General features: G+C 61.8%; 25 protein-coding genes. 15 read left to right on the plus strand and 10 right to left on the minus strand.

Going from position 1 to position 26,493, the window contains the following annotated elements; genetic code table 11:
* Positions 1 to 4 precede the first annotated feature (4 nt).
* Positions 5 to 1,018 (minus strand): SGNH/GDSL hydrolase family protein, encoded by a 1,014-nt coding sequence (locus BX592_RS11610; RefSeq protein ID WP_134191918.1) that lies wholly within the window; start codon positions 1,016 to 1,018, stop codon positions 5 to 7.
* Between the two features lie 296 nt (positions 1,019 to 1,314).
* Here BX592_RS11610 and BX592_RS11615 point away from each other — a divergent pair, with 296 nt between their 5' ends.
* Positions 1,315 to 1,731, plus strand: coding sequence for a Rossmann-fold NAD(P)-binding domain-containing protein (locus BX592_RS11615; RefSeq protein ID WP_377681630.1), 417 nt, complete (start codon positions 1,315 to 1,317; stop codon positions 1,729 to 1,731).
* Between the two features lie 49 nt (positions 1,732 to 1,780).
* Here the strand turns inward: BX592_RS11615 and BX592_RS11620 are convergent, their stop codons facing one another.
* Positions 1,781 to 2,224 (minus strand): DMT family transporter, encoded by a 444-nt coding sequence (locus BX592_RS11620; protein WP_134191919.1) that lies wholly within the window; start codon positions 2,222 to 2,224, stop codon positions 1,781 to 1,783.
* The gene (locus BX592_RS11625) at positions 2,221 to 2,748 is read right to left on the minus strand and encodes a GNAT family N-acetyltransferase (protein WP_134192010.1); all 528 of its coding nucleotides are present in this window, start codon (positions 2,746 to 2,748) and stop codon (positions 2,221 to 2,223) included. Before BX592_RS11625 ends, BX592_RS11620 begins: the two co-directional genes overlap by 4 nt.
* A 36-nt stretch (positions 2,749 to 2,784) precedes the next feature.
* On the opposite strand from BX592_RS11625, the gene BX592_RS11630 reads away from it, so the two are divergent.
* Complete coding sequence (locus tag BX592_RS11630) at positions 2,785 to 3,351, plus strand: helix-turn-helix domain-containing protein (RefSeq protein WP_134191920.1); 567 nt, start codon at positions 2,785 to 2,787, stop codon at positions 3,349 to 3,351.
* A 46-nt stretch (positions 3,352 to 3,397) separates the two neighbouring features.
* Here the strand turns inward: BX592_RS11630 and argE are convergent, their stop codons facing one another.
* The 4 genes from argE to BX592_RS11650 are packed head-to-tail and all read right to left on the minus strand — an operon-like array spanning position 3,398 to position 7,035.
* Entirely contained in the window at positions 3,398 to 4,561 is a 1,164-nt protein-coding gene (gene argE, locus BX592_RS11635) for an acetylornithine deacetylase (RefSeq protein WP_134191921.1), read from the minus strand.
* Entirely contained in the window at positions 4,554 to 5,231 is a 678-nt protein-coding gene (locus BX592_RS11640; RefSeq protein WP_134191922.1) for a DUF1028 domain-containing protein, read from the minus strand. The genes argE and BX592_RS11640 overlap by 8 nt, the downstream gene beginning before the upstream one ends.
* A 17-nt stretch (positions 5,232 to 5,248) precedes the next feature.
* Positions 5,249 to 5,680, minus strand: a complete 432-nt coding sequence (locus BX592_RS11645; protein WP_134191923.1) for a RidA family protein — start codon at positions 5,678 to 5,680, stop codon at positions 5,249 to 5,251.
* 14 nt (positions 5,681 to 5,694) lie between these two features.
* Positions 5,695 to 7,035 (minus strand): flavin-containing monooxygenase, encoded by a 1,341-nt coding sequence (locus BX592_RS11650; protein ID WP_134191924.1) that lies wholly within the window; start codon positions 7,033 to 7,035, stop codon positions 5,695 to 5,697.
* A gap of 152 nt (positions 7,036 to 7,187) precedes the next feature.
* Here BX592_RS11650 and BX592_RS11655 point away from each other — a divergent pair, with 152 nt between their 5' ends.
* The 6 genes from BX592_RS11655 to BX592_RS11680 all read left to right on the plus strand — a co-directional run bounded on the left by BX592_RS11655 (position 7,188) and on the right by BX592_RS11680 (position 13,824).
* Positions 7,188 to 8,120, plus strand: a complete 933-nt coding sequence (locus tag BX592_RS11655; RefSeq protein ID WP_134192011.1) for a LysR family transcriptional regulator — start codon at positions 7,188 to 7,190, stop codon at positions 8,118 to 8,120.
* Between the two features lie 147 nt (positions 8,121 to 8,267).
* On the plus strand, positions 8,268 to 9,419 hold the full coding sequence (locus BX592_RS11660; RefSeq protein WP_134191925.1) for an aromatic ring-hydroxylating oxygenase subunit alpha: 1,152 nt from the start codon (positions 8,268 to 8,270) through the stop codon (positions 9,417 to 9,419).
* 34 nt (positions 9,420 to 9,453) lie between these two features.
* Complete coding sequence (locus BX592_RS11665) at positions 9,454 to 10,653, plus strand: ABC transporter ATP-binding protein (RefSeq protein WP_134191926.1); 1,200 nt, start codon at positions 9,454 to 9,456, stop codon at positions 10,651 to 10,653.
* A gap of 1 nt (position 10,654) precedes the next feature.
* Positions 10,655 to 11,716, plus strand: coding sequence for an ABC transporter substrate-binding protein (locus BX592_RS11670; protein ID WP_134191927.1), 1,062 nt, complete (start codon positions 10,655 to 10,657; stop codon positions 11,714 to 11,716).
* Positions 11,717 to 11,745: 29 nt separating this feature from the next.
* Positions 11,746 to 12,990 (plus strand): ABC transporter permease, encoded by a 1,245-nt coding sequence (locus tag BX592_RS11675; RefSeq protein ID WP_134192012.1) that lies wholly within the window; start codon positions 11,746 to 11,748, stop codon positions 12,988 to 12,990.
* A gap of 12 nt (positions 12,991 to 13,002) precedes the next feature.
* Positions 13,003 to 13,824 carry an ABC transporter permease gene (locus BX592_RS11680; RefSeq protein ID WP_134191928.1) on the plus strand — a complete coding sequence of 274 codons (822 nt, stop codon included), beginning with the start codon at positions 13,003 to 13,005 and terminating at the stop codon, positions 13,822 to 13,824.
* Here the strand turns inward: BX592_RS11680 and BX592_RS11685 are convergent.
* Together BX592_RS11685 and ilvB are read right to left on the minus strand one after the other, a co-directional pair.
* The gene (locus BX592_RS11685; protein ID WP_134191929.1) at positions 13,821 to 14,162 is read right to left on the minus strand and encodes an ArsR/SmtB family transcription factor; all 342 of its coding nucleotides are present in this window, start codon (positions 14,160 to 14,162) and stop codon (positions 13,821 to 13,823) included. The genes BX592_RS11680 and BX592_RS11685 overlap by 4 nt on opposite strands.
* A 14-nt stretch (positions 14,163 to 14,176) precedes the next feature.
* Positions 14,177 to 15,985: a biosynthetic-type acetolactate synthase large subunit gene (gene ilvB / locus BX592_RS11690; protein WP_134191930.1), complete on the minus strand. Its 1,809-nt coding sequence runs from the start codon at positions 15,983 to 15,985 to the stop codon at positions 14,177 to 14,179.
* Positions 15,986 to 16,450: 465 nt separating this feature from the next.
* Here ilvB and BX592_RS11695 point away from each other — a divergent pair, with 465 nt between their 5' ends.
* Positions 16,451 to 17,485 (plus strand): GlxA family transcriptional regulator, encoded by a 1,035-nt coding sequence (locus BX592_RS11695; RefSeq protein WP_134192013.1) that lies wholly within the window; start codon positions 16,451 to 16,453, stop codon positions 17,483 to 17,485.
* A gap of 59 nt (positions 17,486 to 17,544) precedes the next feature.
* A complete protein-coding gene (gene mug / locus BX592_RS11700; protein ID WP_134191931.1) occupies positions 17,545 to 18,108 on the plus strand; it encodes a G/U mismatch-specific DNA glycosylase in 564 nt (187 codons plus the stop codon).
* Here the strand turns inward: mug and BX592_RS11705 are convergent.
* Complete coding sequence (locus tag BX592_RS11705; protein WP_134191932.1) at positions 18,095 to 19,099, minus strand: LysR family transcriptional regulator; 1,005 nt, start codon at positions 19,097 to 19,099, stop codon at positions 18,095 to 18,097. The two genes, mug and BX592_RS11705, sit on opposite strands and share 14 nt — an antisense overlap.
* A 363-nt stretch (positions 19,100 to 19,462) precedes the next feature.
* Between BX592_RS11705 and BX592_RS11710 the strand changes: the two genes are divergently transcribed.
* The 5 genes from BX592_RS11710 to BX592_RS11730 all read left to right on the plus strand — a co-directional run bounded on the left by BX592_RS11710 (position 19,463) and on the right by BX592_RS11730 (position 26,452).
* Positions 19,463 to 20,137 (plus strand): antibiotic biosynthesis monooxygenase family protein, encoded by a 675-nt coding sequence (locus BX592_RS11710; RefSeq protein ID WP_134191933.1) that lies wholly within the window; start codon positions 19,463 to 19,465, stop codon positions 20,135 to 20,137.
* A gap of 50 nt (positions 20,138 to 20,187) precedes the next feature.
* Positions 20,188 to 21,810, plus strand: coding sequence for an MFS transporter (locus BX592_RS11715; RefSeq protein WP_134191934.1), 1,623 nt, complete (start codon positions 20,188 to 20,190; stop codon positions 21,808 to 21,810).
* Between the two features lie 61 nt (positions 21,811 to 21,871).
* Complete coding sequence (locus tag BX592_RS11720) at positions 21,872 to 22,897, plus strand: HlyD family secretion protein (RefSeq protein WP_377681635.1); 1,026 nt, start codon at positions 21,872 to 21,874, stop codon at positions 22,895 to 22,897.
* Positions 22,894 to 24,444: an efflux transporter outer membrane subunit gene (locus BX592_RS11725; RefSeq protein ID WP_134191936.1), complete on the plus strand. Its 1,551-nt coding sequence runs from the start codon at positions 22,894 to 22,896 to the stop codon at positions 24,442 to 24,444. Before BX592_RS11720 ends, BX592_RS11725 begins: the two co-directional genes overlap by 4 nt.
* Positions 24,445 to 24,640: 196 nt before the next feature.
* Positions 24,641 to 26,452, plus strand: a complete 1,812-nt coding sequence (locus BX592_RS11730) for an alkaline phosphatase D family protein (RefSeq protein WP_134191937.1) — start codon at positions 24,641 to 24,643, stop codon at positions 26,450 to 26,452.
* Positions 26,453 to 26,493 lie beyond the last annotated feature (41 nt).

Raw genomic sequence — 26,493 nt, forward strand, 5'->3', positions numbered from 1 at the left:
TCGCTCAGTGACCGAGCCCGCTGCTCGCAACCTGCCGCTCGACAAACTGCGCGAACAGCGCATGCATACGTGTGGCCGGATGCAGGTCATCCGCGAACATATAGGTCTGATCCGCATTCGGCGTGCTGTAAGTCGCGCGTGAGCATAGCAGTGACGTGTTATCAGGCGTTCTCGTTGGGTCGCACGCCTGCGCGGTGTTCGACACCGCAAAACCGTTTGCCTGAAAGTTCGCAAAAATCTGGTTAACCCAGCCAAACGCATCTATTTGAATCACCCTGCCCTGCAATCCGTTGCTTTGCAGCGCCGCGTTCAGCGTGTCGTTGAAGAGTTGCGACAGCTGCGTCAGGTTAGCCCCGCCATCGGCCGACGCGCGCCCTTTCGGCGACAGACCAATATTCGGAAGATTCACCACGACGACATGTGTCGCACCGCTCTGCACGATCTGTCCAACAATCTGCGCGAGTGTGGTCGCCGCGGTCTGTACGGTCGGTGCCGCGCCCGGCAGCGGGCCCGCGCGCAGCACATCGTTCGCGCCCGCCCACACGAGCACAAGCTGACCGGCGTTGAAACTGCCGTGCGCGGCCAGGTAACTCGAAACCTGCGCATTCACCGGCATTTCGACATTGCCGATCACGTCGATCAGAAAGTCGTTCAGGTTCGCGGGTGTCGCGACCGTAGCGCCGCCCTCGGCATAACCGAAGCCGCCTTGTGGACTCAAGCGATGATTGATGTCGATCGTAAATGCAGCATTGAGTGTATCGCCATAGTATTGCGCGACCAGCTGACTCCATACTTGCCCGGGATTGGTGGTGAACCGCCCGCCGCCTACCGCACCGGCGATCGGCGCGAAGGTTCCAACATCGGACAGGCTGTCTCCGAAAGACACCGTTTGCAGATGAATGCCGCCTGCGGGACCACTCGACGGACTTCCGCCGCCGCTACTCCCGCCGCATGCGCCAAGCAATGCAATCGCAACGGCGAAAATTGCAATGCGTAGATGTTCGGCGAACTTTAGCATCAGGCCTCTCCCTGCTGGACGCAGGAGTTGCGCCCGGATGGCTCACTTAGCGTCAACCGATGAGCGGTCTCAAGCAATGCAAGCAAGAAGGATGCAAACGTAGCTCGAATTCTTTGAACCATTGCGGGTCACTAGACGGCCCACTGGTATTCGCGCGGAATTTCGCCTATAGCAATAGCAGCAATCGGGGGGATCGTCGGTGACGTGGTTTGGCGATGGCCAACGGTCCAGCGCGCGACCACGTGTACCCCGATCGCACAGTCGGTTCGACCTGTGTACTTCTATCAGGAAGCCTCATGATCCCGCATGATTGGAAAGGCCGCGGCATCCTGTTCGTCCAGCGGCTCTGGCAACCGACCAGCGCGTGTCTCACTTGCATGCCGGGAAGCTGGGGAAACGTACTGAACGCCGAGCATTGGGCAATTGCGTTGCGCACCGGGCTGGCTACCGGAGTCCTCGCGGTCGCGCTGACGTTTACACCTGCCATCAGGCTTTACGCGAACCGGTTCACTAACGCGCTCGTCATCGGTTTTCTGACGATGCTAGGTGATGCCTATTCGCATCCGAACCACTACGTCATTCCGTTCGCCGAGCCGATCGTGACCGGTTTGATGTCGGGCTTGCTCGCTCTGGCAGGCTCCTATCTGTTCGAAAATCACGCGCGGCGCCTTCGGCTTGCCTGGGCGCGACTGTCGGTACGAAAATCCGCATAAGACAGCGGTTCCGTTCACCCGACATCCACCGTGAACGAAGACATCAGCGCTAAAGCCTGTTCGACGCAACCAGAAACGCGCCGGTTACCAGCATCGTCGCGCCGATCACCGAAGTGAATCCATGCTGCGTCGATCCGTGTCTCGCGGCATCCAGTAACAACCCAAAGACAAGCTGGCTAGCCACAATGACCGCGATGGTCGTCGCAGCGCCGAACCGTTGATAACCGGTAATGCTCGCAAACACGAAGAACGAACCGAGCAGCCCCGGCAGCACACTCCAGAGCCGGAACGAACCGACAATTTCGCCAAATCCGGCTGAGCCGGCGCGGAAGAAAAGCATTGTCGCCAAAGCCGCCAGACCGACCGCGGAGTTCATCACCAACGCGATCAGCACGGTCGACGACGACTCGGTAATACGCGCCATCAACAGGTTCTGCGCAACCACTGCGGCACCTGCACCCACCAGCAAGCCAAACGGGATGAACAGCATCATCGCGTCGGAACACCATCAGGAGATTGACGCGCATCGAGCTTGAGCTGCATGAACGCCAGATCGAGCCACGAGCCGAATTTCACGCCTACTTCTTTCAGATGTCCGACGTGTTCGAAACCAAGCTTTTCGTGCAGCTTGATCGAACCACCGTTGCTCGCGTCGATGCCCGCGACCATCACGTGCTTGCCAATTGCCTGAGCCCTGCTGATCAGCTTCTGCATCAGCGCCTCGCCAATGCCCTTGCCCCGCCTGTCGCTGCGCACGTAGACGGAATGCTCAACCGTATGACGGTAACCGTCAAAGGCCCGCCAGTCGCTGAACGACGCGTAGCCCAACACCGCGCCGCGATCATCGACGGCGACCAGCACCGGGTAACCCGCCTGCTGTCTACCCGCTAGCCAGGCGGCACGGTTCATATAGTCGACCGTCGTATCGTTCCAGATTGCCGTCGTGTGCTTCACCGCGTCGTTGTAGATTGCGGTGATACCTTCGATATGATTCGGACCTGCATCGCGGATTTCCATTTGCAGCTGCCCTAACAGTCCACTATAGTGATACAAGTGTACACCATATTAGACAACGTCGACGAACGCATAGGCGCCCGTATACGGGCCGAGCGAGAGACCCGTGGCTGGTCGCTAACCAGTCTTGCGGAGAAGTCCGGCGTGTCGCGCGCGATGATTCACAAGGTCGAGCGCGGCGATAGCAGCCCGACGGCCACGTTACTGGCGAAGCTCGCGGGCGCGTTCGGCATGAGCATGTCCGCGCTGATGGCGCTCGCGGAACTGGAAGAGGGACGCCTGCTGCGTTTTGCGGACCAGCCTCTTTGGGTTGATCCGCAGAGTGGTTATTTGCGGCGTCACGTGTCGCCGAAATCGGCGTCCGGGTTGAACCTGGTCGAGATCGACCTGCCGCCTTCATCGGAAATTCCCATGCCGGCGGCCGCGTATCGAAACGCTCAACAGTTGATCTGGGTGCTCGACGGCGAACTGGTGTTCGTCGAAGGCGCGGAACGCCATGAGCTGAGCACAGGCGATTGCCTTGAAATCGGACCGCCGAGCGACTGCGTATTCAAGAACGAAAGCTCACGGCCCTGCAAGTACGCGGTGGTTGTGGTGCGCAAATAAAGCGCCGCACGAATGCGCCGCAACCCCGACGCGCGGCATCAACGCATCAGTCGGAGTTCGACAGGTAATCGGCCACGCGAACCATCATCGCGTCGCATTCCATCAGCTGCTCGACGGTAATGAATTCATCCGGCTTATGACCCTGGTCCATGCTGCCAGGCCCGCACACGACGGTCGGAATGCCGGCCCGCTCGAATAATCCGCCTTCGGTACCGAACGCGACAGTACCGAATTCCGACGAATTGCTTAGCAACGCCAACAGACGCGCCGCTTCGCTGTCGGGTGCGGTAGCCAGGCCCGGATACGCACTCAACGGTTGCAGGCGAATATCGGTGTCGCGCTGCACCGCGCGCATTTTCGGCAGCAATTCGGCTTGCGCGTACGTGTGCAACTGGTCCGACACTTCCTCGGCATTGAAGTCCGGAAGCGCCCGCACCTCGAAATCGAACTCGCATTCGGCAGGCACGATGTTCAGCGCGCGACCGCCTTTAATGACGCCCGTCTGCACGGTTGAAAATGGTGGATCGAAGCGCGCGTCATGGCGCTCCGGCTGCGCCAGTTCCTCACCGATTTCCTCGAGCCTGCCGATCAGCCGCGCCGCGTATTGAATTGCGTTGACGCCATACGGTGCGTAAGCGGAATGGCACGGCGCCCCTTTCACGTGACAGCGCATCGCCAGCTTGCCCTTATGGCCCAGCACCGGCTTCAACGCGGTCGGTTCGCCGATCAGACACACGCGCGGCCGGTGCGTACGCTTTTCGAGCTCCGCCAGCATCGACCGCACCCCGAGGCACCCCACCTCTTCGTCATAGGAAAACGCGAGATGGACCGGCTGCTTCAGCGACCGTTTGAGAAACATAGGGACTGCCGCCAGCACTGAAGCGATAAAGCCCTTCATATCGGCCGCGCCCCGGCCGTATAGGCGCCCGTCACGCTCGGTCATGCGAAACGGTTCCATCGTCCATGCCTGCCCGTCGACCGGCACGACGTCGGTATGACCTGAAAGCACGACGCCACCCGCAACGTTGGGACCGATGGTGGCGAACAGGTTGGCCTTCGTGTGTTCCGGGTTATAGAAAAGCTCGCACTGCACGCCAAGCTCTTCAAGATAATTGCGGATGAACGCGATCATCTCGAGGTTGGAATCCCGGCTGACCGTCGCGAAGCCGATCAGCTTGTCGAGTAGTTGCTTGCTCGACGCTTCATTCATCGCCGGGTACTCCGTAGCTGGGGGCGGCGGACGGATTCAACGCGCGCGTCAAATAGTCCTGCATCTGCGGCCGATACGCTTTCCATAGCGTATCCAGCTGTCCGATCGGGTCTTCATCCGCCCAGTCGACGCGCAAATCGACGATCGGCCAGATCACGTCGCCGACCACTTTGAGCGCGGCCGAGTGCACCGGCCCCGCCTCGCCGCCGGCCGCAAGCCCGGCTCGCATCGTGAGCAGCAAGCGCTCGGCAAGCATGCCGGACGCTTGCTCGAACGCCTGGACCATTGCGTCGATCACATGCTTGCCCGTCAGCATGTTGCCCGCGGCCACGCACTGCTCGCCGGCGACCGCATGATGAATGCCCAACGCTTCCTTGCCGGAGAAAAACGCGGTCCGGCCTTGACTATCGACCACCGTCACCTGCCGATACTCACTCCACCTGTCGGCCCCGAGCGCATGGTCACGCGCGGCGGCGGGCGTGTGCCGCCCGTCCTGCAGCAGATCGAGAATCTGCGCGCCAAGCGCGGGCAGCGTGACATTCTGCGTCGCCACCACGCCGACGCCCGCGCGTGCCCATGCGCATCGCGCGCCGACCGCGATACTGGACGAACTGACCGCGATGCCGAGTTGGCCCGTTTTCGCGCAGCGTCCGACAATCGAAAACGTCATGTCGCGCTCCTCAAGCGTTAAGCCGGCTTCCAGTTATCGGGGATCACCGCAATCACGTCGATTTCCATCAGCCATTGCGGCTGCCCCAAAGCGCTCACCACGAGGCCGGTCGAAATCGGGAATACACCCTTCAGCCATTTGCCGACCTCCTGATACACCGGCTCGCGATAACGCGGGTCGATGATGTACGTGGTGGTCTTGACGATATGCGACAGATCGCTGCCCGCTTCCTCGAGCAATTGCTTGATGTTTTTCATCGCCTGCTGCGCCTGCGCCTGCGGATCGCCGAGTCCGACCAGGTTGCCGTCGAAATCGGTGCCCACCTGCCCGCGGACATAGACCGTATTGCCGGCTCGCACCGCCTGACACAGGTCGTTATCGAGCGCCTGGTTCGGATACGTATCCTTCGTATTGAACATGCGGATGCGAGTGTGGGTCGGTTGGTTCATCGTGCACCTTGTTGTCAGTCGAGAAGATCGGCGAGATGGCGCGAATCGGGACGCGCACCATCGGAGCCCTGTTTTCCGCAGTCGTTAGCGTGACGCTGCGACGCATCGCGATACGACTGATAGTTGCGCTGGATGGCTATGTGGTCGGCGATGTGTCTCGCGTCGTGCCAGACACCCCAGATGAAACTGGAGCCCCGGCGCGACAGCCACGGCAGCCCCAGAAAATAGATACCCGGCTCGCTCGATACGCCGCGCTGATGTTGCGGCTTGCCGTTTGCGGAAAACGCATTGACCTTCAGCCAGCTGTAATCTGCTGAATAGCCTGTCGCCCAGATGATTGCCGTTACACCGGCATGGGCCAGGTCGAGTTCGAGAATCGGATGAGTCACACAATCCGGATCGGGCAGCATGTTGCGTGCGTCCGGTTCTTCCGGAAGATCCAGCCCATTGCGAGCGATATAGTCGTCCGCCGCGTCGAGCACGGCCAGATAGTTCTCGTCGCCGCGCGCGAGGTTATCCGCGAGATCCGGCGCGAAAGTCATCACGCCACTATCGAACGACTTCGTCAGACCAACCAGTGTGATGCCCTGATTCGCGAGCGCCCGAAAGTCGACCGTATGACCGCCGCGCGCGCCGCTGACGGCGATCGTCACATGCTCTCTGCCGGGCGTCGCGACCTCCTTGTCCCATTCGCCGAGCACGCCTAGCCACCAGCAGTAATCGCGGTGACGGTACGCACGCGGTGGGCGATCGTGCGGACCCACCGACAAATAGACCGTTTTCCCTGAGCGTTGCAGTTCGTCCGCAATCTGAACCCCCGAGGACCCGGCGCCCACCACCAGCACCGCGCCATCCGGCAGTTGCCGCGGATTGCGATAGTCGGCCGAATGGATCTGCGTCAGCGTCGCATCCGCCGGAATGATCGGCGGAATCAAAGGACGCTGGAACGCACCGGTCGCGACCACCACGCGATTGACTTCGAACACGCCATCCGACGTGTCGACCATAAAGCCGGGCCGCCCGACCGCACGCTCGACGCGCCGCACTTCGACACCGGTGCGAATCGGCGCATCGAACTTTCTTGCATACGCTTCGAAATACGCAGCGACCCGCTCTTTCGCGGGAAATGCATCGGGATCGAGATCGTCGAACTCCAATCCGGGGAACCGGTCATGCCACGCAGGACCGTTGGCCACCAGCGAATCCCATCGCCCTGTGCGCCAGCGTTCGGCAATGCGGGCACGCTCCAGCACGACGTGCGGCACCCCTTGCCTGCGCAGATGTTCGCTCATCGCGACGCCGGCCTGGCCGGCGCCGACGACGAGCGTATCGATTGACGTTACGTCAGCGGTCATCGCTGTCTCCTTCTAAAGGCGCTCGTGCAATCTACGCCCGCGCACGGCATCCGAAAAACACATTTCAAAAATGCAATTCATCGTTTTTCCCTATGCAAACGGATTTCTGGCGACACACAATTGCGACGGATAAAAGCCTCGAAGGACAGACGATGGAAGTGGGCCAGTTGCACTATTCGCTGCGGCAGTTGCGGTACTTCGTCGTCACCGCGGAAGTGCTGTCATTTACAGCGGCGGCAAGGAAGCTGCATATCTCGCAGCCGTCCATTTCGACCGCGCTGGCCGACCTCGAAGCGTCGTTTGGCGTGCAGCTGTTTATCCGTCATCACGCGAGCGGCCTGTCGCTGACGCAAGCGGGTCGCGACATGCTCGGACAGGCGCGCAATCTGCTGAAGAACGCGGAAGAACTGCAGTCGGCCGCGCGCGAGATGGACAGCGGCATGTCCGGCGCGATCGCGCTCGGCTGCATGGTTTCGCTTGCGCCGCCCGTGATGCCGGCATTGATCAGCCGCTTTATCGCGAGCCATGCCGGCGTCAGCTTTCGCACGCAGGAAGCGCATCAGGACGACCTGCTGCGCGGCTTGCGCGACGGCACGCTCGATCTCGCCCTCACCTACAGCCTCGATCTCACCGACGAAATCGCGTTCACGCCACTGGTCGCGTTGCCGCCGTACGTGATCCTGCCGAAGCTGCATCGGCTCGCCCGCGCGCGCTCACGCGCAGTGTCGCTAACCGAACTGCTCGATGAACCTTACGTGATGCTTGATCTGCCGCACAGCCGCGAATACTTCGCAGCCCTGTTCGATGCAGTCGGCGCTCGGCCGGTGCCGGCGTTCCGTTCATCGCAACCGGAAGTGGTGCGCGGCATGGTCGCCAATGGTCTCGGCTATAGCATCCTGAACTACCCGCTGAAATCGTTCCGTACGGTAGACGGCGCGGACTTCGTGATCAAACAGTTCAAGGAAGATGTGCTGGCAACGACACTCGGTATCGCGCAATCGCGTGAGCTAAAGCCGCGTCAGGTCGTGAAGCGCTTCGCGGAGTTCTGCGAGACGCAGATCCGCGAGTTGCATCGCAATGGCTGATCGACCCGCTGATGCAAGCCGCCTGAGCGCGTCCCTTGACGTGCTACATAGGAAAAAACTGTCCTTTACATCCAAAAACAATATTTTGGCTGGTAATTTGACTTGATAGATTGGTGTCCATCGCACCGCACGCTAGATGGAGACCGTATGGCTGCTCTTGCAGACTCGCCGGACACTGCATCCGGGATCGCACGTGAATTGCAGGCGAATTGCGAGCGGCCATTCGAGGACGCGCACGCGATGCCGCCACGAGTCTATACGTCCGATGCGTTTCTCGCGCTCGAGCAGCGCGAGATTTTTAGCAAGGAATGGCTGTGCGTGGGGCGCGCCAGTTCGCTTGCCAACGCTGGCGACTATCTGACCGCGCAGATCGACGCGCAACCGGTTGTCGTGCTGCGCGACGAACATGGCGCGCTACGCGCAATGTCGAACGTATGCTTGCACCGGATGTCAGTGTTGCTCGAAGGACGCGGCAACGTCAGACGTATCGTGTGTCCTTATCACGCGTGGAACTACGCGCTGGATGGCACGCTTGCCGGCGCGCCGATGATGGACCGGCAGCCGGGCTTTTGCAAGGAAAGCTATCGCCTTCCGCAGGTTCGCTGCGAAGTCTGGCAGGGCTGGATTTACGTGACGCTCAACGCGGACCTGCCACCCGTCGCTACACAGCTCGAAGAACTCACACGGCTGATCGAGCCATACGGTATGACGGACTACGTCGAGACCTTCCATGAAGCGCACGTGTGGAATACCAACTGGAAGATCCTCGCGGAAAACTTCATGGAGAGCTACCACCTGCCGATGCTGCATCGCGCGACGGTAGGCCCGCATTCACGCCTCGAAGAAATGGAGTGCCCGCCGGGACGGCCGGCGTTCAACTATCACTGGATCACGAAGGAAGCGTCGCTGCCGATCGGCAACGCGCACCCGGACAACACGCGTTTGCAGGGTCACTGGCGGCGCACGACCGCGTTGCTCGCGATCTACCCGACGCATCTGGTGACGCTCACGCCCGGCTACTTCTGGTACCTGCTGCTGCAGCCGCGCGGTGTGGGTCAGGTGGAAATCCAGTTCGGCGGCGGCCTGTCGCCTGAATTCATCACCGATCCGAAAGCGGCCGACTATATGGCGACGCTGAAAACGCTGCTCGACGAGGTCAATGCGGAAGACCGGCACGGCGTCGAGTCGGTGTTTCGCGGCGTGCACGCACCGCTCGCGAAACCCGGCAACCTGAGCCATCTCGAGCGGCCGAACTACGACTTCGCGCGCTATGTGGCGCAGCGAACTGCCACGTCATGACGCGCGACACCGCGCACCGGATAATCACTTCACCATGCCTAGCCAATCGTTCATTTCCTTCGACGGGGTCAGCAAGTCATACGATGGCGTGCACAGCGTCGTCGAAGGGCTCGACCTCGACGTCGCGCGCGGCGAATTCGTGTCGCTGCTGGGACCGTCCGGTTCAGGCAAGACAACGACACTGATGATGCTCGCGGGGTTCGAATCGCCGACGCGCGGCGAGATCCGGCTGAACGGCAAGCGCCTCGACGACAAGCCGCCGCATCAGCGCGATATCGGCATGGTGTTCCAGAACTACGCGCTGTTCCCGCATATGACCATCGCGGAAAACGTCGCGTTTCCGCTGTCGGTGCGCAAGATCAGCCGCAGCGAACAGAAGGCGCGCGTCGCACGGGCGCTCGACATGGTGGAAATGCCGCATCTCGCGGCACGCAGACCCGCGCAATTGTCCGGTGGCCAGCAGCAGCGCGTCGCGCTTGCGCGCGCGCTGGTGTTCGAGCCAAGCGTGGTGCTGATGGACGAGCCGCTCGGCGCGCTCGACAAACGTCTGCGCGAAAGCATGCAATACGAAATCATGCGGCTGCATCGCGAGCTATCGCTGACGATCGTCTACGTCACGCATGACCAGAACGAGGCGCTGACGATGTCGGATCGCGTCGCGGTGTTTTCCGACGGACGCATCCAGCAGGCCGCGACGCCGACCGAACTCTATGAAAACGCGGCGAACGCATTTGTGGCGAATTTCGTCGGCGAAAACAATGGTTTGACAGGCCGCGTGGCCGCGAGCGCCGGCGAGTGGGCCACGCTGCGCCTCGCCGACGGCACGCTGATCGGCGGCCGCGCGGGCACCGGCCTTCACGAAGGCGGCGAAGCGATGCTCGCGCTGCGGCCCGAGCGCGCGCACATCGCGACGGCCGCGAACGCGGCCGCGGATGCCGCGCGCGGCGCAGGCGAACTGAATGTCGTGCATGCGCTGGTGCAGGAACTCGTCTATTGCGGCGACCATCATCGCGTGCATCTGAAACTGGCCCACGGCGAGAGCGTCGTCGTGAAGGTGCCGAATACGCAGCATCACGATCTGCCCGCACTCGGCCATACGGCGGCCGTCACGTGGCGGCGCGACGACTGCAAGGTACTGCCCGCCCTCTCGTCGCGCGTCGCGGTCACAAGCGGCGACGACACCGCGTTTTCGCCTTCATCGTCCGCATCGCCACTTATCGCAGGAGCCAACTAAAATGCACGCAACATGTTCCCGCTTCCGGCACGGCGCCGTTCTTGCCGCCGCCACTGTCCTCTGCGCGTTGTCGTCCGCCGCGCAGGCCGCCACTACGCTATCGGTCGTCACATTCGGCGGCGCCTACGAGACCGCGGCCAAAAAAGCCTGGTTCGAACCGTTTACCGCGAAGACCGGCATCGGCTTCTCGACGGAATCGTACGACGGCGGCCTCGCGAAGCTATCCGCGATGGAGCAGGCGAAGAACCCGACGTGGGATCTGATCGACCTCGAAACCAACGATGCAATCACTGCGTGTGACGAAGGTCTACTGCAGAAATTCGACCGCAAGCAGTTGGGTAATACCAGCGATTTCCTGCCGGGCTCGATCAGCGATTGCGCGGTATCCGCGATGGTGTGGTCGACCGTGTACGCGTACGACACGACGAAGTTGAGCACGCCGCCCACCACCATCAACGATTTCTTCGATCTGAAGAAATATCCGGGCAAACGCGGCATGCGCAAGTCGCCGAAGGTCGCGATGGAATGGGCGCTGATCGCCGATGGCGTCGCGCCGAAGGACGTCTATAAAGTGCTGGCTACACCGGCGGGCGTCGATCGCGCGTTCAAAAAGCTCGATACGATCAAGTCGAGCATCGTCTGGTGGGATGCCGGCGCGCAGGCGCCGCAGCTGCTCGCGGACGGCGCGGTCGTGATGACGCAGGCGTATAACGGCCGCATCGACGACGCGATGCATAAGGATCACAAGCCGTTCAAGATCGTCTGGGATGCGCAGGTGTACGACTACGAATGGTGGGGCATTCCGGCGGGCGCCAAAAATGCCGCCGACGCCGCGAAGTTCATCGTGTCCGCATCGACGCCGCAGGCGTACGCAGACCTGTCGAAGTACATCGCGTATGCGCCGCCGCGCAAGGACGCGATTGCTTTGATCGACAAGAGCCGCCTCGCCGATTTGCCGACCGCGCCCGCGAACTTCAAGCGGCCGCTGCAAATCGATGCGACGTTCTGGGCCGATAACGCAGATGCGATCAACAAGCGCTTCCAGGTCTGGCTCACACAATGACACGAGCCGGCGCGCCGATGAACACGTCCATGCAACCCGCGACAACGATCGATGCCGGTCTGCGCAGCGGCAACCTTCACGCGTGGCGTCAGGCACGCCGCAAAGCCGCGTTGCAAGCGCTGCTGCTGGCGTTGCCGCTGCTCGTGTTTCTGCTGGCGACCTTCGTCGCGCCAATCGCGAGTCTGCTCGCGCGCAGCGTGCAGAATCCGGAAGTGCGCGGCAGCATGCCCCAACTGACTGCCGCGCTGCGCGCGTGGGACGGCAACGGTGTGCCCAATGAGGCCGCGTTTGCCGCGCTCGCGCAGGGTCTGAAGCAATCGGCCGAATCTGGCGAGCTTGGCAACGTCGCGCGCCGGATGAACTTCTATCTGCCGGAATTCCGCAGCCTGCTGATGAAGACCGCGCGCGAGACGCGTTCGCAGACACCCGATGCATGGAAGCCGACGTTGATCGGTATCGATCCCCGCTGGGGCCAACATGAAACGTGGCGGCTGCTGCAGCGTGCCGCCGCATCGCCGACGCCCGACTATCTGCTCAACGCGGTCGATGCGCAGGTTTCGCCGGATGGATCAATCACGTCCGTTTCCGCGGACAGCGCCGTCTATCGTGCCGCGTTCGTGCGCACGATCCAGATCAGCGCGACAGTGACGCTGCTGTGCCTGCTGCTCGGCTACCCGGTCGCGTATCTGCTTGCGACGCTGCCGGCAAAACAGAGCAACCGGCTGATGCTATTCGTGATCGTGCCGTTCTGGACCTCGCTGCTGGTGCGCACGACCGCGTGGTATGTGCTGCTGCAGCCCGGCGGCGTGATCAACGCCGCGTTGATGCGCTTTGGCATCATCACGCATCCGCTGCCGCTGATCTTCAATCGCACCGGCGTGTTGATCGGCATGACGCATATCCTGCTGCCGTACATGATCCTCGCAATCTATTCGGTGATGAAGAGCGTATCGCCGGTGTACGTGCGCGCCGCGCAATCACTCGGCGCACATCCGGTGACCGCGTTCGTGCGCGTCTATATTCCACAGACGCTGCCCGGCGTCGGTGCAGGCTGCTTTCTGGTCTTCGTGCTCGCGCTCGGCTACTACATCACGCCCGCGTTGCTCGGCGGTGCAGGCGACGAAATGATCAGCCAGTTGATCGCGATGCAGACCAACGAGCAACTGAACTGGGGACTCGCGGGCGCGCTGTCGTGCTACCTCGTGATCTTCACCGCTGTTTTCTATTTCGTGTTCAACCGGCTGGTCGGGATCGACCGGCTGCGATTCGGCTAGCGGGGAACCGGCATGCAAGCGCAACGTCACCGCACGCTGTCCGAACGCATCGCAAGCGCAGGCTTGCGCGTGCATTGCGCGGTAATCTTTCTGTTTCTGGTCGCGCCGATCCTCGCAATCGTGCCGCTGTCGTTCAATTCGGGCTCGTTCTTTTCGTATCCGATGGACGGCTTTTCGCTGCGCTGGTATGCGAAGGCATTCGGCTCGCCCGACTGGCAGCTCGCGTTCGTGAACAGCATCGGCATCGGCGCGCTCGCGACGCTGATCGCAACCTGTCTCGGCACGCTGGCGGCTCTCGGTCTGAGCCGCCAGGTGTTTCCATTTCGAGCGATCGTCATGCCGCTGCTGATCTCGCCGATGATTATTCCGATCGTGGTGGTCGCGGCAGGCTTTTACCTGATCTTCGCGCCGCTCGGGCTCGTCAATTCCTATGCGGGCGTGGTGCTCGCGCATGCGGCGCTAGGCACGCCATTCGTGGTGATCACGGTGACCGCCTCGCTGCTGTCGTTCGACCAGAGCCTGCTACGCGCCGCGTCCGGTCTCGGCGCGCGGCCGTGGACCGCATTCCGCCGCGTAACGCTGCCGCTGATTACGCCTGCCGTTGCGACGGGCGCGGTGTTCGCTTTCGCCACGTCATTCGACGAGGTGATCGTCATTCTGTTTATCGGCGGCCCCGAGCAGCGCACGGTGCCACGTCAGATGTGGAGCGGCATTCGCGATCAGATCGATCCGTCGATTCTCGCGGTGGCAACCGTGTTGATCGTGTTCGCGACGCTGCTGTTCACCGCGATGAACTGGTTGCGCGGCCGGGCGGCCGCTGCGTCAGCGCACTAGCGCGCGGGCGCGACGTTCGCGCTGAGTTCTTCTGTCAATTCTTCCGTCAGCGCGGCAACGAAACGGCGGATGGTCTCTTCGTCACGGGTGACAAGCACCCATTGTCCAACGCGATGCATTTTCAGCAGCCCGGCTTGCGTCAAGGCGGCGATGTGCGCCGACACCGTCGATTGCGACAAGTCGATGCGCGCGTGGATCGTGCCGATCGGCACACCATCCGTGTGAAGATGAAGAAACGGGCTGCCGGGAAAGTGCGCGGCCGGGTCCTTCAACCACCTCAAGATATCCCGCCGCACCGGATTGGCCAGCACCCGATGGATCTTGTCGACATCGATCATATCCACCCCGCCGGTTAAAACATATCCGTCGCCTGGCGGCGTTCGGAGTCGAGCGTTTCTGTCTCCAGCCGCACGCGCGAGCGCGACGGGATGAACGGTCCGGTAATCATCTGCGCGTAACTTTGGCCGGGCCCTACCATCGGAAACACATCCGCGTTCTGGTCGATCATCACTTCGAGAAACGCGGGACCTTCGAATTCCACAAACGCGCGAAGGCTGTCCTCGAGTTCATCGCGTTTGTCCACGCGGCGGGCAAAATCGAATCCATCGGCCTGTGCGGCCATCACGAAGTTCTTGCTATGCAGCGCCTTGTCGCTGACGCAAAAGCGCCCTTCGTAAAAGAGGCGCTGCCACTGCCGGATCATCCCGTCGCCGAGATTGTTGAGCAGCAGCACCTTCACAGGCACGCCGTAGGTGCTCGCCGTTTCGAGGTCGCCGGCATTCATCCGGATGCTGCCGTCGCCATCGATATCGATCACCAGCGCGTCAGGCCGCGCCAATTGCGCACCGATCGCGGCGGGCAAGCCAAAACCCATCGTGCCCATGCTGCCGGAAGTGAGAAAGCCGCGTGGCTCGGCAAAATCGAAAAACTGCGCGGCCCACATCTGATGCTGGCCGACGCCGGTACTGATAATCGCGCGTCCACCGGTCAGTTCGCCAAGTTTCTCGACGACGAACTGCGGTTGAATCAGCGGGTTGTTGCGGTCGTAGTTCAGACCGTACACGCGCTTCAGTTCGGCGACCTGGTCGAGCCAGTCCGATCGCGGTTGCACCGCGGCATCCTGCTCCATCAGCGATAGCAACGCGTCCTTCGCATCGCCAACGTGAACCCAGTGTGCGCGCTTGACCTTGTTGATCTCCGCGGCGTCGATATCGATGTGCGCGACATATCGCGCACCGGGTGCAAAGGCTTCCGGGCGTCCGCCGGCTACGCGGTCGTCGAAGCGCGCGCCGATCGCAATCAGAAAATCGCAATCTTCGACCGCGTAATTCGCACAAGCGGCGCCATGCATGCCGAGCATGCCCAGCCATAACGCGTGTTTCGCCGGCATTGCGCCAAGCGCCATCAATGTCGTAACGACGGGGATGCGGTAGCGTTCGGAAAACCGCCGCAGTTCGGCCGCCGCGCCGGCAGCAATGACGCCACCACCGGCATACAGAAGCGGTCGTTTGCTTTGCGCGAGAAGCTCAAAAAATTCGGCGCGCTTCGCTGCGTTCAGACGAGCGCCTTTCGCCACCGTTCGAAGACGGTCCGAGTAACCGCGGAAGTGCAATGTGCCGTGCCCTTGATACGTTCCTCGCCAGTTCTGGATGTCCTTCGGCACATCGACGACAACAGGACCGGGCCGGCCGGTGCGGGCGATCTCGAACGCGCTTCGCAATGTTTGTTCGAGCTTTGCCGGGTCCGTCACGAGGAAAACCTGCTTTGCGCACGCCGACATGATGTTGAAGACGGGCGCCTCCTGAAAAGCGTCGGAGCCGATCGCGGCGCGCGGCACCTGCCCGCATATCAGCACGACCGGCACCGAATCGCCATTGCAGTCGGCGATCGGCGTAACCGCATTGGTAGCGCCAGGACCGGACGTCACCATAAATACGCCTACCTTGCCGCTCGCGCGCGCATAACCGGCGGCCATAAAGCCGGCCGCCTGCTCGTTGGCCGGCACCACCAGCCTGATCTGCCGCTCGGGGTTTGCTTCATGCATGGCGTTAAAGCGAAACACCGCGTCGTAGGTCGGCAGAATCGCGCCGCCGCTGTATCCGAATACGGTGTCCACGCCCTGCTCGCTGAGTACGCGCAGGATGATGTCGGCGCCCGACATGGGTTCGCGTGTGTCCGGTGAATTCTGCAAAGCTTGTGAATGAATGGTCGGGTTCTGGGTCACGACGGGCTCACGGAAAATAAAGGCCGCCGATCATCCGGCGGCCAGAATCAAACGGCATCGGTTGCACGGCACGTGCAAGTTCGATCGTGTTGAGAGCAAGTCTAGTCAGCGGACGTCAGCGGGAAACACGCATATGGCGCGATGCGTGGCCATTCAATGCGTGATTTGGGCCACGCGGCATTCGCGTCGCAAACTTGTGCACCGTTGAACGCGAAGTGCTGCCAGTTCGTGCACCGGGCGAATGCCCATTCATTACACGGCCGCAAGAGTCAAATTACGGAAAGCCTGTCCCTGTTTTGCGGCTGTTCGGGTAATCTGGGCCATCGCTCGTTACCGCGGCTGTCGTGATCATGCATCGGGTCACGGCGCCACGGGAGCACCGCACTGGATGAAGGTCAGATGATGAAAGTCGCCATTGTCGTGTTCGATGGTGTGCAGGCGCTGGATCTTGCAGGCCCCATGGACGTGTTCGCCGAAGCGAACACCTTTCTTCCCGAGCACCAGCACTATCAGGTCGTTCTCGTCGCGGCGCGCGCCGGTACTGTCACCTGCTCGAACGGCATGCAACTGTCGGTGCCGTTTGGCTATGAGGACTTCGACATTCAGGCCGACCTGCTGCTCGTCGCGGGCGGGCCACGCTTGCCTGATTTCCGGCCGCGCAGCGAGTTTCTGTCGTGGCTGCAAACTCAGGCGCGCGGCGCCGCGCGCTATGGTTCCGTGTGCAATGGCGCATTCGTGCTCGCGCACGCAGGGCTGCTCGACGGCAAACAGGTGACCACACACTGGTCCGACGCAGCGCGCCTCGCGAACGAATTCCCGCAAGCGAGCGTTCAGCCCGACCGGATCTTTACGCGTGACGGACGCCTGTTTACGTCGGCCGGTGTAACCGCGGGCATTGACCTCTGTCTGTCGCTGGTCGCCGAAGACTGGGGGCACGAAATAGCCGTGCGTGTTGCGAAACGGCTGGTCGTCTATATCCAGAGAGAGGGCGGGCAGTCTCAGTACAGCCCGTACGTCGGCATACAAAAGGGCGACGACCCGATCATCAGCAAGGTGCACCGGTACGTCACCGAGCACATTGCCGATGCGCTGTCGATCGAGCAACTCGCGAGGGCGGTTTCGGTCAGCCGGCGCACGTTTTCCAGGCTGTTCGAGAAATATGCAAAGGTCACGCCGTCCGCGTTTGTCGAACAGGTGCGCGTTGACGCGGCGAGAAGGCTGCTCGAAGAGACCGATGCGCCGCTTAAAACCGTCGCGTTCAATTGCGGCTTTCATAGTGCGACGCATATGCGGACAACGTTCGTCCGGCGCCTGAACGTGACGCCGAAACAGTATCGCCAGCGATTCCACGGCGCTCCGGCGGAGCAGCCGCAATGGAGTCACAGCGGTAGCCGTGAGCAGGTCCACACGGATGACCTGACGGAAGAAATGGCCTAGTGTGTCCGGGAATACCCGGGCTTGATCGTGATATCACTCGCGCGGAATTTGCTCCATCGATGAAAGGCTCCACTGGTCCCAACGGCTCCAATACGCTGCAACGTCTTCCGGATATTCTCGCGCCCGGTTTATCCGTCGTGTTTTGCGGCATCAATCCCGGCATGCTCGCGGCGGCGACCGGACGCCACTTTGCGGGCCGCGGCAATCGCTTCTGGCGGGTCCTCTACCTCGCGGGCTTCACGCCCGAGCAGCTCCGCCCCGAAGACGACGACGCACTGCTGCAATATGGTTGCGGGCTCACCACGGCAGCGCCACGTCCGACCTCACGTGCCGACGAACTGACGCGATTCGAAATTCGAGCCGCCGCTTTGGAACTGGAGTGGAAAATCGAACAGGTCGCACCGGCGTACATTGCCTTCCTCGGAAAAGCGGCGATTGCCGCGCTATCCGGTACGCGCGACATCCGATGGGGACTGCAAGCCGCGTCGTTCGGCGGTGCGCGTGCCTGGGTGTTGCCGAACCCCAGCGGCTTGAACCGCGGATTCAGTCTCGACGAACTGGTGAGCGCATACCGGGAACTCCACCTGGCCGTTGCGCCGGCCACCCCGGTTATCGCGTGCTGACAATCATCGGTTTCTTTGCGCGCCTGGACGGTTTGCGTTTGCCCGAAACGGGCATGCGGTCTGCGCCGTCAACCGCGGCAGCATTGTCCGCGAATTGAAGATGCACATTTTTGCGCAATGCGTCCGTCACGAATTCGACGAAGGTTCGAACCTTACCGCTCGCGCCGCGCCGTTCCACATGAAGCAGATTCACCGGCGTCGACTCGGGTTCGAATGCGGTTAGCACGGGCTGCAGCGTTCCCTCGATCACCTCCGGTGCCGCCTGATACGAGAACAGTTGCGTGATACCGACACGCTCGACCGCAGCCATCACCGCGGCTGGCGCCAGATTGACGATCATTCGTGGCTGCAGCCGCACAGGTAGCCTCAAACCGTTTTCATAGAACATCCACTCGAACGCATGCGTGACGCCCGTGAACGACACGCAGTGGTGACCGGCGAGGTCTCGCGGATGAGCCGGTTCGCCATGCGCCGCGAGATACGCGGGCGCCGCGTAAGTCCGACGCCGTACAAAGCCCAGCGGAACCGCGAAGATCGACGAGTCTCCAAGATGCCCGATACGGATTGCGATATCCACGCCCTCCTCCAGCAGCCGCGACGTGCGATCGTCGTACACCGCGTTGATATGCACGTCCGGATATCGGCGCGCATACGCATTGACGAGCGGCGCGATAAATCGTTGGCCGAACAGCACCGGGGCCGAGATCGTCAGCGTGCCGACCGGATTTTTCTGATCGACCGAGATATTCGCCTCTGCATCGGTGATCGTATCCAGTACGGTACGGCAGGTGTCCAGGTATGACATGCCCGCGTCGGTTGGACGGACCGAGCGCGTGGTCCGCGTAAGCAACTGCGCTCCAAGGCGCGCTTCAAGCGAAGTGAGCGCCCGTGAAACCGCGGGGGCCGACATGCCAAGCTTCTCCGATGCCGCAGTGAAACTGCCCCGATCGACGATGGCGACGAACACTTCCATCTCACGCAATCTGTCCATCACTGTTCCCACCTTTCCTGTGCGTTCACCGATCCACCCGATCGCGGCGGCTGGCACCTGCCGCGCTTCTTTCGCGATATTTTCGCGCTTCCTTCACGATTGTAGGCGCGTTGAATGCATGTCGACGCGGTGGATCTTCAATTGGCCAGAAGAACCCGGAAGATGGCCGATTAGCGATGCATTTAAAGCGTGTCCCCATCGATACATCGACTAGCAGCGTTGGCAAAATTCGCGCACTGATTGGCCCGATACGCGGCCTGCTTGCGCTTCATCAATTCCCTTCCATCTCCGACAATCAAAGCAATCCGATTTGCGATGCGACAAAGGCCTGTCAGCATCCCTAACCAGACGAAGGAATCCATCATGTTTGCCGCAATGCTTGAAGTGAATCCATTCCCCGAACAATTCGAAGCGTATCTCGGCATGGCGAAGATGCTGCGCCCAGAGCTCGAAGCAACCGACGGGTTTATCGACAATACACGCTACGCCAGTCTGACGCGCGATGGCTGGCTTCTGTCGCTATCCAGCTGGCGCGACGAGAAGTCGCTTGTGCGGTGGCGCGTGTCGACGAAGCACCACAAGGTTCAGCAAGCCGCGCGTGACCGTGTGTTCGACGACTATCGTCTGCGCATCGGTCAAGTGGTGAGCGATACGCAAGTGCCCGCCGGATACGCGCTACTCGAACAACGGCTGGACGTCACCGAAACCGGCGCCGGCACCGCGGTCGCGCTGTTCGACGCGAAGCGCGCGCCGGAGTGGATCAAACAGGCTGGCGCCGCGTCGGTCGCCCGCTCGCTCGGACTCGATCTGCAAGCGTCCGGCCTGATCGCGTGGGACGTATTCAATGCGCTATTGACGCCAGGCGACGTGATCGTGGTCGCCACCTGGCGCGATCAGAGCGCCGCCGACGCATTCGCACGCAACGCAGCGTTGGCGGACGGGGTGCGTTTGCGACATATCCGGGTGATCCGCGAGTACGGGATGTTCGATCGCCGGGAGGCGCCGCAGCATTTCGACGAGAAGCCGCGTCACGCATAAGCCCGGCCTCGTTTGACCGACCCGTTAAACATGACTAGCAGCGGACCCTGATGAACACCGCCACGCCCTGGACCACTGGAAGCCAAGAACAAACGGCCGTGCAGCCATCGCCGCACGCTGCGCATCGCGCAGAACCTTGCGCACAGCAAACGCCCGCTCAGCCGGCACTATCGTTGCGTCTTGCAATCGGCCTGATCGGCATGCTGCTTGCGTCGCTGTCCGCGATTCTCAACCAGCAGGTCACCGGGCTCGCGATGACGGACATTCGCGGCGCGCTGTCGATCGGCCATGACGACGGCACGTGGCTTACCGTTCTGTTCGAAGCAGCCAACGTCGCCGCGATGGTATTTGCGCCGTGGTTCGGCGTGACCTTCACGCTGAAGCGATTCTCGGTCGGCGCGATGCTGGCCACGATGCTGTTCGGTCTGCTCTGTCCGTTCGCACCGAATCTGCCCGCGCTGTACGGGTTGCGCGTATTGCAGGGTCTATCCGGTGGATGTCTTCCGCCGATGTTGATCATCGTCGCGCTGCGTTATCTTCCACCGAAGATCAAGCTATACGGGCTTGCCGGCTACGCGCTCACCGCAACCTTCGGGCCGGCGCTCGGCACGCCTCTGACCGCTTTATGGACGGAGTACGTCAGCTGGCGCATGGCGTTCTGGCAAATCGTGCCGCTTGGCATCGTGAGTTGCGCCGCCATTCATCTGGGCCTGCCTCGCGACCCGATCAAAATCGAACGATTCCGTTCATTCAACTGGACCGGGTTTGTGACCGGATTCCCCGCGGTCGCGATGCTTGTCGTCGGTCTGTTGCAGGGCGACCGCCTCGACTGGCTGAACTCCGGGTTGATCTGCGTGATGTTCTACGGTGGAGCGCTGTTGCTGGTCGCGTTTCTTATCAACGAGTGGTATCACCCGCTGCCTTTTTTCAGGCTTCAACTGCTATCCCGCAGGAATTTCACGCACGGGCTGCTGACCTTGGCGGGCGCAGTCGTCCTGCTGACCAGTATCGCCGTCATACCCGCGCAATATCTGACGAAGATTCACGGCTACCGGCCGTTGCAAACCACGCCGCTCGCGTTGCTGGTGGCGATTCCATTGCTGATTGCGCTTCCTTTGACAGCCGCCGTACTGAATTTCCGGCGCGTCGACTTCCGCTGGATCCTCGCCGCTGGACTCATGCTGATGGCGCTCACCTGCTTTATCGGCAGCTTCGTCACATCCGACTGGGTGCGCGACAACTTCTACTGGCTTCAGTCACTGCAGATCGTCGCGCAACCGATGGTGATCATGTGCATTCTGATGGGCGTCACAACGGGATTGCCGCCCACCGAAGGGCCGTTTGCGTCGGCGATGTTCAATTCCCTCAAGACATTTTCGGCAGCGGCGGCCACCGCGCTGATCGAAGGCCTGGGTACGGCCCGTGAGCATTTTCATTCGAGCATGCTCGTCGACCGGCTCGGCAACAACATGCTCGTCACCACTCAAAGCGTCGGCGCGTCGCACAGCCTCGGCGAACTCGCACATCGTGTGCACGCGCAGGCTGTGGTGCTGACGTCGGCCGATCTTTATCGCGTGATGGCGGGTGTCGCGCTCTTTCTTCTTGTGCTTGTTCCGTTAATACCCGTGCGTATCTATCCGCCCTGGACCACTACGCAACCTTCTTCCCGATGAGCGCCGATCCATGTCACCCCTGATAAAGATTCCCCACAAACTGATCGGCGTTGCTGTGTGCATGGCCGTCATCGGCGTCGCCGCATCGGGTCGCACCGCGCTGATCGGCGACTCGACGACGGAATCCACGAACGATGCGTATGTGGCCGCCGATTTCACGCTGGTCGCGCCGCGTGTCGCCGGTCAGGTTTCCGAAGTACGGGTCGAAGACAATCAGCGCGTCAAAGCCGGTCAATTGCTCGTGCGTATCGATGACCGCGACTTCCGAGCCGCGTTGATGAGCGCGGACGCGGACGTCACGGCGGCAAGGGCGTCCGTTGCGAACTACGACGCCGAGATCGCGCGCCAGCCGTCGCTCGTCGATCAGGCGCGCGCGACGCTGCGGGCCGACGATGCGTCGGTCGTATTCGCGCGTGCCAACGCCGCGCGCTACCAGAATCTGTCGGACGCAGGCGCTGGAACGACGCAGGAACAGCAGCACGCGTCGAGCACGCTAGCCGAGCAACTCGCGAAACAATCGCACGATCAGGCCGCGTTGCTTGCAGCCCAACAAAACCTCGACGTGCTGCGCACGCAGCGCGACAAGGCGGCCGGCGCATTGGCCCATGCGCAAGCCGCGCGCGAACAGGCCAAACTCAATCTTTCGTATACGGAGATCCGCGCGCCGATCGATGGCAAGGTCGGCAGACGCTCCGCGCGCGTCGGCGCGTTCGTCACGACCGGCACGCCGATGCTCGCGATCGTTCCGCTATCCGAAGCGTATATCGTCGCGAACTTCCAGGAGAATCAGCTGACGAGAATGCGACCGGGCGAACCCGTGCGTATCAAGGTCGACAGCATGCCTGGCGTGGTGATCCAGGGGCATGTCGACAGTCTCGCTCCGGCGACCGGTTTGAGCTTCGCACCGATCGCGCCGGACAACGCGACCGGCAATTTCACCAAGGTGGTCCAGCGTGTGCCGGTGAAGATCACGCTCGATGCGGGACAGGAAGCGACCTCCGACCTGAGCGTCGGCTTGTCCGTCGAAGCGGAGGTGTCAGTGGCCGGGCGTAACGACGCGCGCGTTGAACAGGCGGCCAGAAAATGAACGCGCGCGCATTCCCGATCCGCACGGCGTCGCTCGCGATCTTGCTGATAGTGCTGTGTTCAACGCTGACAGGCTGTCTCGTAGGCCCGAACTTCGAACATCCGCAAACCCATACGCCTGCCAACGTGTTCGATCGCACGCAAGCGTCACAGGCACCGAGCAAGGCCGTTGAAGCCGAATTCAATCCGGACTGGTGGACGCTCTTTAACGACCCGATGCTGAACGCGCTGGAAAACGAGCTGAGCGAGCAGAATCTCGACGTCGCCGCCGCATCGGCGCGTCTGCTGCAAAGCCGGGCCGGACAGCGCATTGCCGGCGCCGCGCAATACCCGACGGTGGACGCCGCGGCCTCGTACAACCGCGAGCGTGGCAGCCCGAACGGCATTCTCGGATTGCTTGGCGTGAGTCCCACCGGGAGTCAATCGCAGTCGGCGTCGGGCAGCGCGCCGCTCGGCGTCGCGCCTTTGCCAGGCTCGAAGGGTTCGCCCGCTTACAACCTGTACCAGTTCGGCTTCGATGCGTCCTGGGAGCTCGATATCTGGGGTGGCGTACGGCGCGGTGTCGAGGCCGCGACCGCGCTCACCGGCGCATCCTATGAAGACCGCAACGCAGTTCTATTGTCCGCGCGCGCCGAACTCGCGCGGGACTATATCGCGTTGCGCGATACGCAGGCGCTGCTACAGATAGCGAAGCAGAATCTCGAGATCGCGCGCAACGCGACGAAACTCACCGAGATGCGCAAGCACGAAGGCGTGACAACCGATCTCGATGTGGCCAATGCCGCCGCGCAGGCGGAGTCGATCGAAAGCCTGATTCCGACACTGGAGGCACGTTCAGCCACCTCGATCAATGCGATTGGCGTGCTGCTCGCAAAGGAACCCGGTGCGCTCAATGAGCGGCTTGCCGAACCACGCGATGTGCCGGGTCTGCCTGAGCAGGTGCCGATCGGTTTCCCGTCGGAACTCGTGCAGCGACGCCCTGATATCCGCAGGGCGGACGCGCAGTTGCATGCGGCCACGGCCGCGATCGGCATGGCCAAGGCGGACTTTTATCCGCGCATTTCGCTGAATGGCAGCGCAGGATTTCAGAGCCTTCAGCTTTCGAGTCTCGCGGATTGGGCATCGGGCCAGTTCGTCGTCGGCCCGTCGATTACGCTGCCGATATTCGAAGGCGGACGTCTGAAGGGGACCTTGCAACTACGTGACGCACAACAGCAGGAAGCCGCGATCGTGTACAAACGCACGGTCCTGCAGGCGTGGCGCGAAGTGGACGACGCGCTGATTGTGTACGACGCGGAGCAGCGGCGGCGCGATCGGCTCAAAGCGGTGGTGAACCTGAACCTGCGCGCGCTGTCTGTTGCGCAACAGAGGTATAAGGCGGGAGCGATCGATTATCTCGAAGTGCTCAACGTGCAGAAGCAGTTGCTCAACGCGCAGAGCGCACTGGAACAGAGCGACGCTGACAATGACGTCAATCTGATTACGCTGTGCAAAGTGCTCGGCGGTGGCTGGGAATCGATGTATGCGCAACAAAGTGTGGCGCGTTGACGCTGACTGTCCTCGTGGATGAACGGGATCGGCATCGCCGCAATGGCGATGTCGATTGTGACAATTGTGACGACGCGACGCGTGTCGACCGGCGTCGATTCATACTGGATACCGCGAAATACCTTTCTGTTTTTTGACACCTGCCTGTCAAAAACTCGCTTTACCTTGTCGATCCAATTACAACCAGAGCACCGCTATGGATCGTCGACACTTTCTAAAATCTTCCACATTCTTCACCATCGCGGCAGCCACGGGGACGCTGACTGCTTGCGGATCGGATAACAAGCCATCGTCTGGATCGGATAACCCGTCGTCCGACGCCGGAAAGCCGCCGGCAGGCACGTTCGCGTTCGCACAAGGCGTCGCGAGCGGCGACCCGCGCGCGGATAGCGTCGTGTTCTGGACGCGCGCGATTGCTAGCGCGGGTGGCACTGCACCGGTAGCGGTTCAGTTGCAGATCTCGCCGACTAGCGACTTTGCGGCGCTCGCCGCCAACGTCGCACTGCAGGCAGTGTCCGACCATGACTTCACGGTACGTGCGAAGGTGACCGGCCTGAAGTCCGGCAGCACGTACTTTTACCGCTTTATCGCGGGCTCCGATGTCAGTGCGACCGGCACTGCGAAAACGGCGCCGGCCGCCGACGCGGCGAACGACAAGGTACGCTTCGCGTGGTTCACGTGCCAGGACTGGACGGTCAATCACTGGCAGGCGATGTCGCTGATTGCGGCCGAGACCGATCTCGACTTCGTGGTTCATGTCGGCGACTACATTTATGAAACGGTCGACGCGTCGTTCCAGGCTGGCGCGGCGGAGCCTGCGCATGGCGCGCTGAAGCTGCCGAATGGTCAGCCGCTGCCGGGCGGCGTCGGCCAGTACGCGAGCACGGTTGACGACTATCGCACGCTGTACCGCACCTATCGCACCGATTCGCGTCTGCAGGCCATCCACCAGAAGTTCGCGATGATCCCGATCTGGGACGACCACGAGTTTTCGGACGACTGCTGGCAGGATCACCAGACCTACACGAACGAGAACACGCAGCAGACCGCGCGCCGCCGCAGCGCAACGCAGGCGTGGGCCGAGTACATGCCGATCGACTGGAGCGATGTGAAGTTCGACGCGACCAATCCGTCGTTCGCGAATATTTCGATTTATCGCGACTTTCACTACGGCAAGCTCGTGCATCTGGTGATGACCGATGAGCGGATGTTCCGGGATGATCATGTGGTGAGCGAGGCGGCGGTCGCGCAGGCACAGGGCCACGATCCGATCAACGGCAGCGACTCGGTCGGTGCGCGCTACTTCGTGCAAAAGCCGGTCCTCGCTCAGTTCGATGCAATCGACACGGCGGCGATGGGACGCGCACCGTCGATCCTCGGTACCGAACAGACGGCGTGGTTCAAGAACACAATGAGCAGTTCGACAGCAACGTGGCGCGTGTGGGGCAATGAAGTCACATTGAACCGTATGCAGGTCGACCTGACCTCGATGGCTCAGCCGCCGTACAACGCGGTATACATGGTCAACTGCGACGGCTGGGACGGTTACCCGACGCACAAACAAGAGATTCTCGGCTATCTGAAGAACAACAACGTGTCGAACGTCGTTGCGATCACCGGCGATCTGCATGCGTTCCAGTGCGGTGTAGTGACGGACCCTGCCACGAGCGTGCCGGTGCTGGTCGATTTCGTCACCGCGGGTATCAGCAGCACGTCGTTCTATAACTACCTGAAGGCAGGCGCGCAGGGCACGCCGCTCGCACCGCTCGTGTTGACGCCAACGGTGTTCGACGGCGTCCTGCAAGGCAACAACCCCGACTTCAAATACGTCGACCATGACGCGCAAGGGTACGCATCCGCAACCGTCACCGCCGGCGCATTCTCGGTCGTGTTCACGAAGGTCAAACCGCTCAACAGCGACGGCACGCCGCCCGCCGATCCGTTGCTCAAGCGCACGCGCCTGACGGTCGCGTCGGGCACGAAGACGGTTGTAGTCGAGCAGTTGTAATGCAGTACGGCGCGTCGGCGCATTCCTCAACGACGCGCCGA

This window comes from Paraburkholderia rhizosphaerae (assembly GCF_004366595.1).
GTDB lineage: Bacteria > Pseudomonadota > Gammaproteobacteria > Burkholderiales > Burkholderiaceae > Paraburkholderia > Paraburkholderia rhizosphaerae.

Excerpts from the sequence above, each read along its gene's own strand:
- BX592_RS11730 (WP_134191937.1), top strand. The coding sequence starts at position 24,641 with ATGGATCGTCGACACTTTCTAAAATCTTCCACATTCTTCACCATCGCG.
- argE (WP_134191921.1), bottom strand. The coding sequence starts at position 4,561 with ATGAATGAAGCGTCGAGCAAGCAACTACTCGACAAGCTGATCGGCTTC.
- ilvB (WP_134191930.1), bottom strand. The coding sequence starts at position 15,985 with ATGTCGGGCGCCGACATCATCCTGCGCGTACTCAGCGAGCAGGGCGTG.
- BX592_RS11685 (WP_134191929.1), bottom strand. The coding sequence starts at position 14,162 with ATGATCGATGTCGACAAGATCCATCGGGTGCTGGCCAATCCGGTGCGG.
- BX592_RS11625 (WP_134192010.1), bottom strand. The coding sequence starts at position 2,748 with ATGGAAATCCGCGATGCAGGTCCGAATCATATCGAAGGTATCACCGCA.
- BX592_RS11655 (WP_134192011.1), top strand. The coding sequence starts at position 7,188 with ATGGAAGTGGGCCAGTTGCACTATTCGCTGCGGCAGTTGCGGTACTTC.
- BX592_RS11620 (WP_134191919.1), bottom strand. The coding sequence starts at position 2,224 with ATGATGCTGTTCATCCCGTTTGGCTTGCTGGTGGGTGCAGGTGCCGCA.
- BX592_RS11665 (WP_134191926.1), top strand. The coding sequence starts at position 9,454 with ATGCCTAGCCAATCGTTCATTTCCTTCGACGGGGTCAGCAAGTCATAC.
- BX592_RS11660 (WP_134191925.1), top strand. The coding sequence starts at position 8,268 with ATGGCTGCTCTTGCAGACTCGCCGGACACTGCATCCGGGATCGCACGT.
- BX592_RS11705 (WP_134191932.1), bottom strand. The coding sequence starts at position 19,099 with ATGGACAGATTGCGTGAGATGGAAGTGTTCGTCGCCATCGTCGATCGG.
- BX592_RS11650 (WP_134191924.1), bottom strand. The coding sequence starts at position 7,035 with ATGACCGCTGACGTAACGTCAATCGATACGCTCGTCGTCGGCGCCGGC.
- BX592_RS11670 (WP_134191927.1), top strand. The coding sequence starts at position 10,655 with ATGCACGCAACATGTTCCCGCTTCCGGCACGGCGCCGTTCTTGCCGCC.
- BX592_RS11710 (WP_134191933.1), top strand. The coding sequence starts at position 19,463 with ATGTTTGCCGCAATGCTTGAAGTGAATCCATTCCCCGAACAATTCGAA.
- BX592_RS11695 (WP_134192013.1), top strand. The coding sequence starts at position 16,451 with ATGAAAGTCGCCATTGTCGTGTTCGATGGTGTGCAGGCGCTGGATCTT.
- BX592_RS11720 (WP_377681635.1), top strand. The coding sequence starts at position 21,872 with ATGGCCGTCATCGGCGTCGCCGCATCGGGTCGCACCGCGCTGATCGGC.
- BX592_RS11680 (WP_134191928.1), top strand. The coding sequence starts at position 13,003 with ATGCAAGCGCAACGTCACCGCACGCTGTCCGAACGCATCGCAAGCGCA.
- BX592_RS11725 (WP_134191936.1), top strand. The coding sequence starts at position 22,894 with ATGAACGCGCGCGCATTCCCGATCCGCACGGCGTCGCTCGCGATCTTG.
- BX592_RS11615 (WP_377681630.1), top strand. The coding sequence starts at position 1,315 with ATGATCCCGCATGATTGGAAAGGCCGCGGCATCCTGTTCGTCCAGCGG.
- BX592_RS11675 (WP_134192012.1), top strand. The coding sequence starts at position 11,746 with ATGCAACCCGCGACAACGATCGATGCCGGTCTGCGCAGCGGCAACCTT.
- BX592_RS11640 (WP_134191922.1), bottom strand. The coding sequence starts at position 5,231 with ATGACGTTTTCGATTGTCGGACGCTGCGCGAAAACGGGCCAACTCGGC.
- BX592_RS11610 (WP_134191918.1), bottom strand. The coding sequence starts at position 1,018 with ATGCTAAAGTTCGCCGAACATCTACGCATTGCAATTTTCGCCGTTGCG.
- mug (WP_134191931.1), top strand. The coding sequence starts at position 17,545 with ATGAAAGGCTCCACTGGTCCCAACGGCTCCAATACGCTGCAACGTCTT.
- BX592_RS11715 (WP_134191934.1), top strand. The coding sequence starts at position 20,188 with ATGAACACCGCCACGCCCTGGACCACTGGAAGCCAAGAACAAACGGCC.
- BX592_RS11645 (WP_134191923.1), bottom strand. The coding sequence starts at position 5,680 with ATGAACCAACCGACCCACACTCGCATCCGCATGTTCAATACGAAGGAT.